Genomic DNA, 13291 nt, shown 5'->3' on the forward strand with positions numbered 1-13291 from the left:
CGACAGCGCGAGCCAAAAACCTTCGCGTTTCGTCGACGGCGTCGGCGGTCGACGTTTCGTTCACCAGATTGCACCTTCATTGCCCGGACAGTTTTCCGCAATTATATATGTCGTCGCGGTGCCACCTGAACGTACGATGGCACGGCTGGGGGTCACCGTCCTGGTAGTCGTCGCGATAGCGGCGCTGTTCGCCGGCGCCAGTGCCGCGGACGGGAACGAGCCCCCGCTCGCGGAGGCCGGCCTCGACCAGACCGTCGACAACGGCACCACGGTGTACCTCGACGCCGGCGGCTCGGTGGACCCCGACGGCTCCCTCGCCACCGTGTCGTGGGAGATCACCGGTCCGAACGGGACGCCCGTCGACACCGCCGACGACGCCAGCGTCCGGACGCAGTTCACGCCCAGCGAGACCGGCAACTACACGGCGAACCTCACCGTCACCGACGACGACGGCGCGACCCGGACCGACACCCTCTACGTCACCGTCGAGGAGGCCAGCGGTCCGTCGGTGGGGCTGCTCGGCCCTGGCGAGACGTCACCGGACTCGCAGACATCGTTCGTTGTCAACGCCTCGGCCGGCAGCGCCAACCTCAGCCAGTTGTACTGGATCGAGAACGGCTCGGTCGAACGGACGGTCGACCTCTCCGGCAACAACGAGACCGTGACGGTGAACCGGTCGTTCTCCGAGACGAAGCCCTACCGGCTCAACGCGACTGTGGTCGACAGCAGGGGGTACTCGCAAACGACGTCGCTTCTCCTCTACGTCGACTCCAGTACTGTCCTCGGCGGTTACAGTGACCACGAGCACTGTCCCGACGGCGGGTCGCCGTACTTCGGCTTCGACGGCGAGTTCATCGGCTGTACGCCCGAATCCGGGGCGGACATGATCTACGAGGATCATGTGCTGGAACAGAACGGGCAGGAGGGGCTGGATTTGTACGACAATACCGCGGGAAGAATCGTTCAGATGATGACTGAGGGAGAGGTTGACGAACTTCAGAAGAACTCTAACGGGGCTCTCACCCGTGATACGGTTAATCAAAATTTTGAGAATACTCTAGTTCCCACACTCGGCCCTGTTTTCGATTACCAAATTGAAAACCCAGGAAGGAGCCGGTCGGATAATGGCGATTCTTCTGACACATCGTCATCTGAATCTTCCGCTGACTCGGATTCGACAGATTCCTCACTACCTCCTATAGAGTCCAGTATACCACCTTCCACACGAAGATACATGTGATTAGAATATAATGACAAATGAGATAATATTACAAAATTCGAAGAGTATGATGAAGCTCGTGATTGGATTAGTGATACTAATCGCACCTTTAGCTGGTTGTACTGGTCCAACTGAACCCCCTTCGTCACCTGCTACCGAAAATGCCACAACTCCATCTCCAGCGACCAGCCCTACCCCCACAGAAGATCGCCGAGTGACCTCTACCCCAACATCTACCCCTGAACTGACCCAAAAGGAAAAATATGACACTTTCCGAACCGGTTATGTTGAAGGAGTAGAAAACAACGGAGTCAATGTACTTGAAACAAGAATTCACTCTGCAAACAGTACACTATACTTAAAGTATGAAATGAAGAATCCGAAAAGTGACTTATATACTGGTCGGGAACGAGAAAATATCTCTCTTGGATATGTGGTTGGTGTAGAACGATTCATAAGCAAAAACAATTCTGAGGTCAACCAATCTTGGGTACCGAAACGGGTTAATGTAGTTGCTATTACGCCTGCTGGAGAAATTTATGAGACTGCCTATACTACCTATGATCGCGCAATGAAAATGATAACAGGTGATGTGAGTGAAAGAAAATATCTTCTCAAGTATTACGATACGATTGAACCCGGACCGGCCAATCCGGACTACGAAGACTAATCATCCTCATCTGGTGACGCTATTAATCTAATTTACGCAGACTTTCCACAAGCTCAGAGGACCACCAGAACACAAGCGTTTTCTCCGGCCCACACCGCCCAACACCTAATGACCGCGTACACCGCCACGGTGACGGTTCGGCTCAAGCGGGGCGTGCTGGACCCCGAAGCCGAGACCACCAAGCGCGCGCTCGACCGGCTGGGTTTCGAACTCGACGCGTTGCGCTCGACCGACCGCTACGAGATCGACCTCGACGCCGCGGACGCCGACGACGCCGCCGAGCGGGCCGGCGAGATGGCCGAGCGGCTCCTGGCGAATCCGACCATCCACGACTACGACGTGGAGGTCGAGCAGGCCGAATGACAGTCGCCGTCATCCGATTCGGCGGGTCGAACTGCGACCGCGACTCCGTGCAAGCCCTCGAACATCTGGGCATCGACGCCGAAATCGTCTGGCACGAGGACGGCCTGCCGGCGGACGTCTCGGGGATCATGCTCCCCGGCGGGTTCTCGTACGGTGACTACCTCCGCGCGGGAGCGATGGCAGCCCGGTCGCCGATCATGGCCGAAGTCCGCGAGGCCGCGGACGAGGGCGTTCCGGTGCTGGGCGTCTGCAATGGCGCGCAGGTGGGCTGTGAGTCGCGACTGACGCCGGGGGTGTTCACGACCAACGAGAGCGCACGGTTCCAGTGCGAGCACGTCCACCTCCGGGTGGAGAACGCCGACACGCCGTGGACCAGCGCGTACGAGGAAGGCGAGGTCGTCGAGTTTCCCATCGCCCACGGCGAGGGTCGCTACGAGATCGACGACAACCGTCTCGACGAACTGGAGTCTGAGGACCGGATCCTGTTCAAGTACTGCGATGCCGAGGGCGAGGTGACGCCCGAGTCGAACCCCAACGGGTCGAAGCACAACGTCGCCGGAATCGTCGGCGAGCGCGGGACGGTCGCAGTGATGATGCCCCACCCCGAGCGGGCGTCGCTCCCCGACGTCGGGCCGGTCGACGGCCAGGGCGTCCTGCAGGGCTTCGCGGAGTAGTTTTCGACCGCGTACCGGTACGTTCAAACCCGTTCCTCCGGACGTGTCGGCAAGATACGAGATGTCGCGGCCATCGGTCTCCGTCGACGAACTGGCGAAGCGTTACGGCGACGTGCAGGCGCTGGACAGCGTCTCCTTCGAGGTCCGACGCGGGGAGATATTCGGCCTCGTCGGCCCGAACGGCGCGGGCAAGTCGACGACCCTTCGGACGCTGGCGACGCTGTTGCACGTCGACGACGGCGACGTCACCGTTTGCGGCCACGACGTCGAGCAGGAGGCGATCGACGTCCGGGAGTCGATCCGGTACCTGCCCGACGAGGCGGGGGCCTACGAGTCCATCTCGGGGCGGAAGAACCTCCGGTTCGTCGCGGACTTCTACGGGGACGCCGACGAGTGTCTGGACCGGGGCGTCGAGATGGCCGACCTGGGCGAGCGCATCGACGACGCCGCGGGCGAGTACAGCAAGGGGATGACCCGCAAGCTACTGCTGGCCAGCGCGCTGATGACCGACCCCGACCTGGTCATCCTCGACGAACCGACGTCGGGCCTGGACGTGCGCAACTCCCGCAAGGTCCGGGAGATCATCAAGTCATACCCCGACGAGGACCGTTCGGTTCTGCTGTCCTCCCACGACATGCTCGAAGTGGAGTATCTCTGTGACCGGGTGGGCCTGCTCAACGACGGACAGATCGTCGCCCAGGGGTCGCCCGCGGAACTGCTGGAGCGCTACGACGTGGCCAACCTCGAGGACGTCTTCATGGAGGTGGTCGCGTGAGCGACCGTCGAGAGCGAACGCGACGACGCCGGACCGTCGGTCCGGAGGTGGTCTCGTGAGGCCCTTCCTCAGGCTCGTCTGGAAGGAGGCCCGCGAACTCCTCCGACCCCAGTACATCCTGCCGATACTGCTGATTCCGGTGCTGTTCGTCGGCATGGGGCAGGGGATCGGCGCGGTGGCTGATTCGGGCGCGGGCGACCCCATCGTCGGCGTCGTCGACAACGACGACGGGGAGTACGGGACCGTTGTCGCCGAGACGCTCCGGTCGGACGCGAACGTGAGCTACGAAGGGACGGACCGGGAGGCCGCCATTCGTGAGACGCGGGCCGCCGACGGCGAGTCCGTGGTGGTGATACCCGAGAACTTCTCGGAGCGGATCGAGAACGGTGAGCGCGGGACTATCCACGTGTACACGGTCACCGACACCGTCAGTCTGTTCGGCGCCGTGTCCTCTGCCGACGTAGAGCGAGTGCTCCAGCGCGCCGCGACGAACGTCACCGTGGCGAAGACGGGCGCGACGCGGCCCGAACTCGACCCCATCGGCCACTCGTACACGACTATCGTCCGCGGCGAGCGGATCGATACGTCGCCGGCCCAGTTGTCGGCGACGCTCGCCGGCCAGTTCTTCTTCGTCCCGGCGGTGATCACCGTGACCATCCTCTTCTCCGGTCAGATGGTGATGAACTCGATGGCCAGCGAGACGGAGAATCGCACGCTGGAGACGCTGTTGACGATGCCGGTGCCGCGCCGCACCATCGTCGCCGCGAAACTGGTCGGCGGCTCGGCCATCGGCCTGTTCGCCACCGCGGTCTACATGGTCGGTCTGAGCTTCCTCCAGGTCGGCGGCGACTTCGCGGGTGGGACGACCAGTGCGCTCACGCTCGGCGGGCTGGAATACGTTCTGATCGGCCTCTCGCTGTTCCTGGCGCTCGTCGGGACGCTGGCGCTCGCCCTCTCGCTCGGTATCTTCGCGGACAGTCAGCAGGGCGCCCAGATGCTACTCCTTCCCCTGGTCGGGCTGACGATGGTGCCCTTTTTCATGACGATGTTCGCCGACTTCACGTCGCTGTCGCTCCCGATGCAGGCAGTCCTGTTCCTGATCCCCTTCACCCACCCCGTCATCGCGCCCAAGCAGTTGCTGTTCGGCGGGACGGAGCTGGTCGTGGCCGGGCTCGCCTACGAACTCGTCTTCGCCGCCGGGATGATCTACCTGACTGTCCGACTGTTCGACTCCGACAGACCGATCACTGGTCGCGCCGGCTGGTTCGACCGGCTCTTCGACCTCGTCCAGCGGTAGTCCGACGTTTGGTCTCCCGGTAGTCCAGCAGCTGTCCGGCGTCGACGTCGAGAGGATGGGAACGGGGTCATGGAGCGTGTGACTTTAGCCCTGACCCCTAATTGTATAAAATATCTGCTGAACTAAAAAACGTGTGGATACCGGGGCGAAAGTGAAAGCGGCGTCTGGGACAGTATCACGCCCTGACTGGGGTCAGTATCACGCCCAGACTGGGGACAGTATCACGCCCGAACTGGGAGAAACGTGGAAACGGCAGGCGTCCGTAGAACGCGTATGGTCGCGAACTCGGTGGACGAGGCCGAACCGGCGGCGAGCGACGATGAACGCGTCTGGCTCGTCGAGCGGACGTACTCCGACGACGAACAGAATCTGATCATCCTCACCTACGCGACGCCCGACGGCCGCCGTGACTACCGGAAGGAGCGCGCGCTCACGAGTTTCAGCGACTCGCGCGGGACGAGCGCATCGTTACTGGTCCCCCGTTCGAACCTCGGTGCCGTCGAGGACGCGGAGACTCGGGAGCGGTACGCCACCGAAGTCGAACGGATGCGCGACGAACACGAGCCGACGGACGACATCTAGCACCGCGGATGGAGCCGGTTCTGGTTGCAGATTCGTTCTGCCGAACTCTCTGGTCAGTTGGCGTGTGAAGTGACCGGTAACAATTTAGCAGTCCTACATGTCGTTGTTCGGTATGACTGGAGATGAACCGAACGTGAAAGCCATGTTTGCGGGGGTACAAATGACGTTGCTCGCGATCGTCTTTCTCATAGTGGGCGAATCAATCGATGCCCTTTCTGGAGTGGGATTCCTTCTCGCGGTAGCCGGGACTGCTGTCACCAGTATCGCCATTAAACGATGAGTGAAACCTCCTGTATAGGCCACACGACACGGTCGTGAGAGGTCACTTCACGAGCGCCGTCGCTCTCGAGACAGCGCCCACTCACCTCGCACTCGGCGGGAGCAGGCACAGAAAGCTGGATTCCGAAACCTACCGCGACCGCGTGGTCACTTCGCAGCCGTCCTCGGTGACGATGAGGGTGTGTTCCTTCTGGCTCACGAGTTCGCCCTGGGCTTCCTGCAGGACCGGGTAGCCGTGGACGATGTCGTTTTGCTTGAGCCGGCGGAGCGCCATCTTCGCGCGCGGCGAGTCGAGCCACCGGGCCGCGAATGGGAGCGTCTTGAACTCCTCGGTTATCTGTTCGAGGACCTGCCGGGCGGCGCGGTTGCGCACCGTGCCCTCGCGCTCGAGCGCGAAGATCTCCTCGTCGGTGCCCTCGTTGACCTTGCCGCCGCCGGTGGTCGCGAACGGTTCGACGGCGACGACGTCGCCGACGTCGAAGGTGGCGCCCTGGGCAATCTCGCGGTTCGGGATGTTCGGCTTCGTGTGTTGCTCCCAGTGGCCCAGGCCGTGGCCGGTGAGGTTGACGACGGGGTTGAAGCCGTGGCCCTCGATCTGCTCCTCGATGGCGGCGCCGACCTCGCCGGTGCTGACGCCCGGCGCGACGGTGTCGATGGCGGCCTCCAGCGCGTCCGCGGGGGCCTGTGCGAGGTCGTCGTTGCCCGAGAGGTCCACGGTGACGGCGGTGTCGGCCAGCCAGCCGTCGACGTGGACCCCGATGTCGAGGTTCACCATCTCCTCGCCGAAGGTCGTCTCGTCGTCCTTGCCCGGCGTCGCGTGGGCGGCCTCGTGGTCGATGCTGATGTTCACCGGGAACGCCGGCTCGCCGCCGAGTTCGCGGATCTCTTCTTCGGCCCACTCGGCGACTTCGAGGTGCGAGACGCCGACCTCGACCATCTCCGCGGCCTCGTCGCGCACGTCGGCCAGAATTCGCCCGGCTTCGCGGTGTTTCTCGTACTGCTCCGACTCCAGGTCCACGTCTGTCATGGCCGGAGTTTCGAGACTGCGGGCCTAATGGTTTGTCGTTGGCGACGCTAGCCAGTTTTGCCAGTCGGATTCACGTGAACCAGCCGGGCCGATGAGACGCAATGGTGTACCGGGTGTTCCGCTCCGAAGAATTCCCGATCAGTAGCGAGCGCGTTCCACAGAAAACTGGACGAACGGGCGGATTAGCCACCGTCTAGCGTTCTCGCGAACGGTAGTAGGGACACAACGTTGAAAGTGCCTCCCGCAGTCTACTGGTGTATGAGCGTTCGAACGGCCGTCGTCCTCGCGGCAGGCGAGGGGACCAGGTTGCGTCCGATGACGCGCAACCGCCCCAAGCCGATGTTGCCGGCGGCGAACCGCCCTATCCTCGAGTACGTCTTCGACGCGCTGATCGACGCCGGTATCAGCCGAATCGTCGCCGTCGTCGGCTACAAGCGCGACCGCGTCAAGGACTACTTCGGTCCCACGTACCGCGACGTCCCGATCTCCTACGTCACCCAGGCAAAACAGCTCGGTAGCGGCCACGCCCTCCTCCAGGCCCGCTCCGTCGTCGACGGGCCCGTCCTCGTCGTCAACGGCGACCGCCTCATCGACGGCGCGACCGTCGCCTCCGTCGTCGACCACTTCGAGGAGGACCAGGACACGCCCGCGCTCGCGGTGATCGAGCGCGCCGACGCACAGCGCTACGGCGCGGTCGACCTGCGGGACGGCGACCTCGTCTCCATCGTCGAGAAACCCGACTCCAATCAGTACAGACTGATCAACGGGGGGATCTACGCCTTCCCGGAGAGTATCTTCGGCGCCATCGACGAGACGCCGCGTTCGGACGGTGAACTCGCCCTGACCGACACCATCGCCCGGCTCATCGAGCGCGGCCGCGTCCGGGCGATCATGACCGACGGAATGTGGGTCGACGCGACCTACCCGTGGGACCTGCTCGCCGTCGCGCGCGAGGTGCTCGCCCGCGGGCGCGTCGTCGAAGACGAACGGGCCGACGGCGTCTGGGTCGACGACTCCGCGACGGTCCACGAGGACGCCACCCTCCAGGGCCCCGTCGTCGTCGGCCCCGATTGCGAGGTCGGCCCCAACGCCGTCGTCGGATCGAACACCGCGCTGGGCGACAACGTGACCGTCGGCGCGAACGCGACGATACGGAACTCGGTGCTCGACGTGGACGCGCGCGTCGACGCGGGCTCGACCATCATCGACGCCGTCGTCGGCCAGGACACCACGCTGGGCGCGAACACCACCATCCCTGGTGGCCCCGCGGACGTCCAGGTCGGTACCGACGTCTACGAGGACCAGCGCCTCGGCGCCGTCCTCGCCGACCGCGTGCGGGCCCGTGGCAACGTCTCGCTGTCGCCCGGCACGCTCGTCGGCCCGAAGGCGACGCTCCACTCCGGCGTGCACGCCTACGGCCACGTCGGCGAGGGCGTGGAGGTGGTGCGATAATGTGCGGGATCATCGGCTGTGCCGGCCGCGGCGAGGACACGCTGGACACGCTCGTCCACGGTCTCTCGAAGCTGGAGTACCGGGGCTACGACTCGGCCGGCGTCGCGCTGGCCGACGAGAGCCTCGACGTGCGCAAGTGCGCTGGCGAGATCGAGGACCTGCGCGAGCACCTCTCCGGCATGACCGTCGAGGGCACCGTCGGGATGGGTCACACCCGCTGGAGCACGCACGGCCCGCCGACCGACGAGAACGCCCACCCCCACCAGGACTGCACCGGGAACGTGGCCGTCGTCCACAACGGCATCATCGAGAACTACCAGTCCCTGCGCGACGAGCTCGTCGCCGCGGGCCACACCTTCCACTCCGACACGGACACGGAGGTCGTCCCCCACCTCGTCGAAGACGCGCTGAACGACGGGCTGGACCCCGAGGCCGCCTTCCGACAGGCCGTGGGGCAACTCGAGGGGAGCTACGCCGTCGCGCTGACCGTCGCCGGCACCGAGTCGGTGTTCGTCGCGCGCAACGACTCTCCGCTCGTGCTCGGTCTCGGTGACGACGCGACCTTCTTCGCCAGCGACGTCCCCGCGTTCCGTGATTTCACCGACCAGGTCGTCTACCTCGACGACGGCGAGTACGCCCGCATCAGTCCCGAGGGCTGGGAAGTCTCCGACGTCGACGGCACCGTCGTCGAGAAGGAGGTCGACACCGTCTCCTGGGACCCCGAGGAGACGGGCAAGAGCGGCTACGACCACTACATGCTCAAGGAGATTCACGAGCAACCCCGCGCGCTCCGCCAGTGCCTGCGCGGGCGCGTCGACGAACTCTCCGCCTCCGTCGACATCGGCGACCTCGGGGATCTGTCGCCCACGGGCATCCAGTTCGTCGCCTGCGGGACGAGCTACCACGCCGCCTTCTACGCCGCACAGCTGTTCCAGTCCGCGGGCATCCCCGCCCAGGCGTTCCTCGCGTCGGAGTACGCCACCAGCCCGCCGCCCATCGGCGACGCGCTCGTCGTCGGCGTCACCCAGAGCGGCGAGACCGCCGACACCCTCTCCGCGCTCCGCGAGGCGCGCCACCGCGGCGCGCGCACGCTCGCGGTCACCAACGTCGTCGGCTCGACCGCGGCCCGCGAGTGCGACCACGCGCTGTACATCCGCGCCGGCCCCGAGATCGGCGTCGCCGCCTCGAAGACGTTCTCCAGCCAGCTCGGCGCGCTCAACCTGCTCGCACTGGCGACGACGCGCTCCGACGAGGCCCGGGACATCATCGCCGCGCTGCGCGACCTCCCCGGCCAGGTCCAGGAACTCATCGACGACTCCGACGCGAAGGAAGTCGCCGAGCACTACCAGGACGCCAAGTCGTACTTCTTCATCGGCCGGGGTCACATGCACCCGGTCGCCCTCGAGGGCGCGCTGAAGATGAAGGAGATCACCTACAAACACGCCGAGGGCTTCGCCGCCGGCGAACTGAAACACGGCACCCTCGCGCTGGTCACCGAGGACACGCCCGTCTTCGCCACGACCGTCGGCGACGGCGAGCAGGCGACCAAGACCGTCGGCAACGTCAAGGAGGTCGAGGCTCGCGACGCGCCCGTCGTCGCCGTCACCGACGGCCAGTCCGACATCGAACGGTACGCCGACCACGTCCTCACCATCCCGGAGACACACCCGCGGGCCGCCGCGGTGCTCGCGAACGTCCAGCTCCAGCTTGCGGCCTACCACACCGCGAACTTCCTGGGGCGCTCCATCGACAAGCCGCGGAACCTGGCCAAGAGCGTCACCGTGGAGTAATAGTTCTCCCGTCGTCGCCGTTTTGTCATCGTCGTTTCGCGGTCGGCGTTTTTAGGTCGACACAGTCGCCCCGTTCCGCACTGCCGATTCGTTCACCGTCACCTCGCGCGTCTCGCCGTCGATCTCCACTCGATACGTACCAGGGTGCGCCACCGCGACGTTGTATGTCCCGTCGGCGTTCGCCGTCGTCTGGCGCTCGTATGTGAACTCGGCGTTCGGGATGGCGACGTCCGTCGCGAGCGAGACCGTCGCGTTGGCCGAGGCGTTCCCCGTCACCGTCGCGCCGGGGACGACGGCGTAGGCGATGCGCGACTCGCCCGGCGCGACGTAGAGGGCCCGGTAGTGCGCGAGGCCGGGCGTCCCCTCGGCCCGGCTGCCGTACGTCTCGGTCAACTGCTGGTACGTCGTTCCCTCGCCGCTGGTCGGCCGGCCCGTCTCCAGAACGACGTAGCCGACGCGTCCCTCCAGGCGGTCGTAGGACTCGTCGGGGTTCGGACTCCCGATGAATCGGTCGTAATTGGACTGCGCGTATGCGTAACTACGGGACTCGCCGCTGACGAAGTAGTTGTAGTGGCGGTTCTGCCCCCACTCGCTGAGGACGTAGTTGTCGGGGTACTCCTGGTCGAGGTCGGCCGAGTGCTCGGCGAGGAACTGGGAGGTCCGATACGTATCGTCGGTGATGGTCACCTGGCTCGTCTTGACCGGAACTTGTATGATGCCAAGGCTGGCGACGAGGACGAAGAGCAAGACGAGGGTCCCGAGCTGGGTCCGGTCCGGCACGCGCAAGCGCTCGACGCGCTCACCGAGCGGGCCCGCGGCGTCGATCCACGCGGCGACCCAGACGAACCCGTAGCCCGCGAACACGGCGGCGAAGGGCGCCAGTTCGCCGACGAAGCGGACCTGGAACGTCGCCAGCAGGAAGAAGTACCAGCCGTAGACGGTCGCAACGAGCCAGCGGTCGTCGTCGACCGCGCGCCAGGCACCCATCACCATGAACGGGAGCGCGAGCGCGAGCGCGAAGCCGAACAGGTAGAGGAAGCCGAACGAGTCCGGCGAGAGCAGGCCGGCCGTCTCGGCGATACTGTCGCTCCTGAAGAGTCGGTCCAGTTCGGTCTGGAGCCGCGTCCAGTACTCTGGGAGGAGGGCACGGAAGAGGAAGAAGCCGACGACGGCGCCGACCGCGTCGACGGCCGCGAGGTGACGGACGTCGCCGGTGGTCCGGTGGACGGCTTCGGCAGCCAAGAGCGCGCCGATGGCCCCGGCGAAGAGGAGTGCCGGTGCGAACGCGACTTGCTGCGTATGCCAGCCCACGACGACGTGTACGGCCGCGGCGAGTGCGGCCCCGGTGAGTATCCCGACGGCCACTGGAGCAGCCTGACGGAGCGGTGAGCGGCCCGCGTGGACGTTGGCGAGCGCCTTCGCGACGACGACGAGGCCGACCGCGAGGATGAGCAGCGGGCCAGCCTCCCAGGCCAGCGTCTGGGCGGCGATAGCGACGCCCAGTGCCGCGCTCACGGCCCACGTTCGCGGTGCGCGGAGTTCCGGTCTCTCCGTACGCACGAGCGCGACGAGGCAGAGCGCCGTCGCGGCGAGCCACGGGAAGTCGAAGGCGTGGTGGTCGGCGAAGCCCAGGCTCGTCCGCAGCGCGTGGCCCGGAATCAGGGCGAAGACGAGGACGGCAGCGACGCCGACGCGCCTGTCCTCGGTCACCCACACCGCGACGAGGTAGACCATCGCGGCCGTGACGACGGCCGAGACGACGGGATACCACGCGAGGACGTGGCCGGCGACGTCGGGGGTGCCGCCCAGGAGTTCGGAGACCCACCACAGCGTCGCCACCGTGAGCGGTTCGCCCTTCTGGACGGCGTCGGGGAGCGTCGCCAGCGCGCTCAGGTCGAGGATGTTCTCGCCGGAGGCCAGCGCCTGCTCGACCCAGTAGCGGTAGTAGTACGGGTCGTTCCCCGAGAGGACGACGTTCCCGTCGCGGTAGACGGACTGGATCGGGTGCGCGCGGACGAGCCCGACGAAGGCGATGGCCGCGGCGACGATGGCGGCCGACGTCCGGTCGATAGTGGTGGTCGGAAGTTCGAACGAGGGGGCGGAGCGGTTCGACGGGTCATCGGAGTCTGTAGTGACCGCGCCCGCATCGCCGTTCAGGGCCGCACGGGCGGCGGCGGGGTCGGCGACTCGGTAGTCGTCGCCGGCGCTCACGACCACGCCGCGCGAGACGAGTTCGCCGAACGGGCCCGAGTCGACGGGGACGTCGTCGAACGACCAGGTGTCCTCGCGGTCGTCGACGGCGAGGACGGCTTCGAGCGGGTCGGCCAGGTCCGGACGCTCGTCCAGGAGTTCGGCCGGGCCGCCCGCGTCTGTCATGTGCGTGTGCTGTCCGCTCGGCCGAATAAAGTCATCGGGTTCCGTGCTCCAGTGGGCCCTCTAGAGTACCTTCGTTGCATCAAAAAGTCGCCAGTGGCGGAGAAAGCTACTCGTCTTCGAGCGCTGCGTAGATAGCCGCGTGACGTCGTCCATCGAGTTTGCCAATCTCGAGGGCGATCTCGTGTCGTTCCTCGTCGCTCTCGGCGGACAGATACCGCTCGTACAGCTGGCGGACCTCGTCGTCGACCGCCGTCGAGGAATTGGTGTTGGACACCATTGCCGATCGAGAGGTAGCAGACGGGTCTATTTCTTCATTGTGGCGAGCACAGGCACGGAAGTAGATCACTGCCATCTCGACGTCGACTTCGGCTTCCTCGGTCGCGAATCGATGGAGTAGTGCCCGCATTTCGTCGCCGTATTCGAACGTATGTCCGTTCAGCATGCAGAGAACGACCACCGTTCGAAGCGCAGTTCGCTTGTTTCCGTCGACGAACGGATGATCCGCGACGAGGAGTCGCACTAGATGGACGGCCTTCTCGTGGACCGTTGCCGGCACTTCGCCGAAGAATCCCTCCGATACGTACTGTAGCGCAGATTCGATAGAGTCCGCTGATCGAACACCGGATTCCGTAGTCTCGCCTTCCGCGACGACCTGCTCGTGGAGGTCGAGGACGAGTTCGACCGAGGGATATTCGACGTCGTCGGTCACACTGAGGTTGTCGCCTACCGACCGAATAATCGTTTCTGCTGAGACTTCTCGCTCTCTCGTCCTACGTCCCTCGATGAG

At 65.1% G+C, this 13291-nt stretch carries 12 protein-coding genes and 1 pseudogene; 10 read left to right on the forward strand and 3 right to left on the reverse strand.

Annotated elements, in window-relative coordinates:
• Positions 1 to 136 precede the first annotated feature (136 nt).
• The 8 genes from BM337_RS03560 (at position 137) to BM337_RS20910 (ending at position 5860) form a co-directional block, all read left to right on the forward strand.
• Positions 137 to 1240, forward strand: a complete 1104-nt coding sequence (locus tag BM337_RS03560) for a PKD domain-containing protein (RefSeq protein ID WP_089813969.1) — start codon at positions 137 to 139, stop codon at positions 1238 to 1240.
• A gap of 46 nt (positions 1241 to 1286) precedes the next feature.
• On the forward strand, positions 1287 to 1889 hold the full coding sequence (locus BM337_RS20400) for a hypothetical protein (protein ID WP_143117626.1): 603 nt from the start codon (positions 1287 to 1289) through the stop codon (positions 1887 to 1889).
• Between the two features lie 108 nt (positions 1890 to 1997).
• Entirely contained in the window at positions 1998 to 2252 is a 255-nt protein-coding gene (gene purS, locus BM337_RS03565) for a phosphoribosylformylglycinamidine synthase subunit PurS (protein ID WP_089813971.1), read from the forward strand.
• Positions 2249 to 2926 (forward strand): phosphoribosylformylglycinamidine synthase I, encoded by a 678-nt coding sequence (gene purQ / locus BM337_RS03570; protein WP_089813973.1) that lies wholly within the window; start codon positions 2249 to 2251, stop codon positions 2924 to 2926. The genes purS and purQ overlap by 4 nt, the downstream gene beginning before the upstream one ends.
• A 61-nt stretch (positions 2927 to 2987) precedes the next feature.
• Positions 2988 to 3701, forward strand: coding sequence for an ABC transporter ATP-binding protein (locus tag BM337_RS03575; protein ID WP_089813974.1), 714 nt, complete (start codon positions 2988 to 2990; stop codon positions 3699 to 3701).
• A gap of 55 nt (positions 3702 to 3756) precedes the next feature.
• Positions 3757 to 4998 carry an ABC transporter permease gene (locus tag BM337_RS03580; protein ID WP_089813976.1) on the forward strand — a complete coding sequence of 414 codons (1242 nt, stop codon included), beginning with the start codon at positions 3757 to 3759 and terminating at the stop codon, positions 4996 to 4998.
• A gap of 273 nt (positions 4999 to 5271) precedes the next feature.
• On the forward strand, positions 5272 to 5580 hold the full coding sequence (locus BM337_RS03585; RefSeq protein WP_089813978.1) for a DUF7967 family protein: 309 nt from the start codon (positions 5272 to 5274) through the stop codon (positions 5578 to 5580).
• Between the two features lie 112 nt (positions 5581 to 5692).
• The gene (locus BM337_RS20910; RefSeq protein WP_177227122.1) at positions 5693 to 5860 is read left to right on the forward strand and encodes a hypothetical protein; all 168 of its coding nucleotides are present in this window, start codon (positions 5693 to 5695) and stop codon (positions 5858 to 5860) included.
• A 129-nt stretch (positions 5861 to 5989) separates the two neighbouring features.
• On the opposite strand, the gene map is transcribed toward BM337_RS20910, so the two are convergent.
• Positions 5990 to 6886, reverse strand: a complete 897-nt coding sequence (gene map / locus BM337_RS03590; protein WP_089813979.1) for a type II methionyl aminopeptidase — start codon at positions 6884 to 6886, stop codon at positions 5990 to 5992.
• Between the two features lie 258 nt (positions 6887 to 7144).
• Here map and glmU point away from each other — a divergent pair, with 258 nt between their 5' ends.
• Positions 7145 to 8338 carry a bifunctional sugar-1-phosphate nucleotidylyltransferase/acetyltransferase gene (gene glmU, locus BM337_RS03595; protein WP_089813982.1) on the forward strand — a complete coding sequence of 398 codons (1194 nt, stop codon included), beginning with the start codon at positions 7145 to 7147 and terminating at the stop codon, positions 8336 to 8338.
• A complete protein-coding gene (gene glmS / locus BM337_RS03600; protein WP_089813984.1) occupies positions 8338 to 10128 on the forward strand; it encodes a glutamine--fructose-6-phosphate transaminase (isomerizing) in 1791 nt (596 codons plus the stop codon). Before glmU ends, glmS begins: the two co-directional genes overlap by 1 nt.
• Positions 10129 to 10179: 51 nt before the next feature.
• On the opposite strand, the gene BM337_RS03605 is transcribed toward glmS, so the two are convergent.
• Together BM337_RS03605 and BM337_RS21805 are read right to left on the reverse strand one after the other, a co-directional pair.
• A complete protein-coding gene (locus BM337_RS03605; protein WP_089813986.1) occupies positions 10180 to 12504 on the reverse strand; it encodes an STT3 domain-containing protein in 2325 nt (774 codons plus the stop codon).
• A gap of 313 nt (positions 12505 to 12817) precedes the next feature.
• Positions 12818 to 13213: pseudogene (locus tag BM337_RS21805) on the reverse strand (type II toxin-antitoxin system death-on-curing family toxin); the annotation flags it as partial.
• Between the last annotated feature and the right edge of the window lie 78 nt (positions 13214 to 13291).

The organism is Halomicrobium zhouii (genome assembly GCF_900114435.1).
Taxonomy (GTDB): Archaea; Halobacteriota; Halobacteria; order Halobacteriales; family Haloarculaceae; genus Halomicrobium; species Halomicrobium zhouii.

Coding starts and splice junctions, on each gene's coding strand:
- BM337_RS20910 (WP_177227122.1), top strand. CDS start 5,693: ATGACTGGAGATGAACCGAACGTGAAAGCCATGTTTGCGGGGGTACAA.
- BM337_RS03585 (WP_089813978.1), top strand. CDS start 5,272: ATGGTCGCGAACTCGGTGGACGAGGCCGAACCGGCGGCGAGCGACGAT.
- glmS (WP_089813984.1), top strand. CDS start 8,338: ATGTGCGGGATCATCGGCTGTGCCGGCCGCGGCGAGGACACGCTGGAC.
- map (WP_089813979.1), bottom strand. CDS start 6,886: ATGACAGACGTGGACCTGGAGTCGGAGCAGTACGAGAAACACCGCGAA.
- purQ (WP_089813973.1), top strand. CDS start 2,249: ATGACAGTCGCCGTCATCCGATTCGGCGGGTCGAACTGCGACCGCGAC.
- BM337_RS03575 (WP_089813974.1), top strand. CDS start 2,988: ATGTCGCGGCCATCGGTCTCCGTCGACGAACTGGCGAAGCGTTACGGC.
- glmU (WP_089813982.1), top strand. CDS start 7,145: ATGAGCGTTCGAACGGCCGTCGTCCTCGCGGCAGGCGAGGGGACCAGG.
- BM337_RS03560 (WP_089813969.1), top strand. CDS start 137: ATGGCACGGCTGGGGGTCACCGTCCTGGTAGTCGTCGCGATAGCGGCG.
- BM337_RS20400 (WP_143117626.1), top strand. CDS start 1,287: ATGATGAAGCTCGTGATTGGATTAGTGATACTAATCGCACCTTTAGCT.
- BM337_RS03605 (WP_089813986.1), bottom strand. CDS start 12,504: ATGACAGACGCGGGCGGCCCGGCCGAACTCCTGGACGAGCGTCCGGAC.
- purS (WP_089813971.1), top strand. CDS start 1,998: ATGACCGCGTACACCGCCACGGTGACGGTTCGGCTCAAGCGGGGCGTG.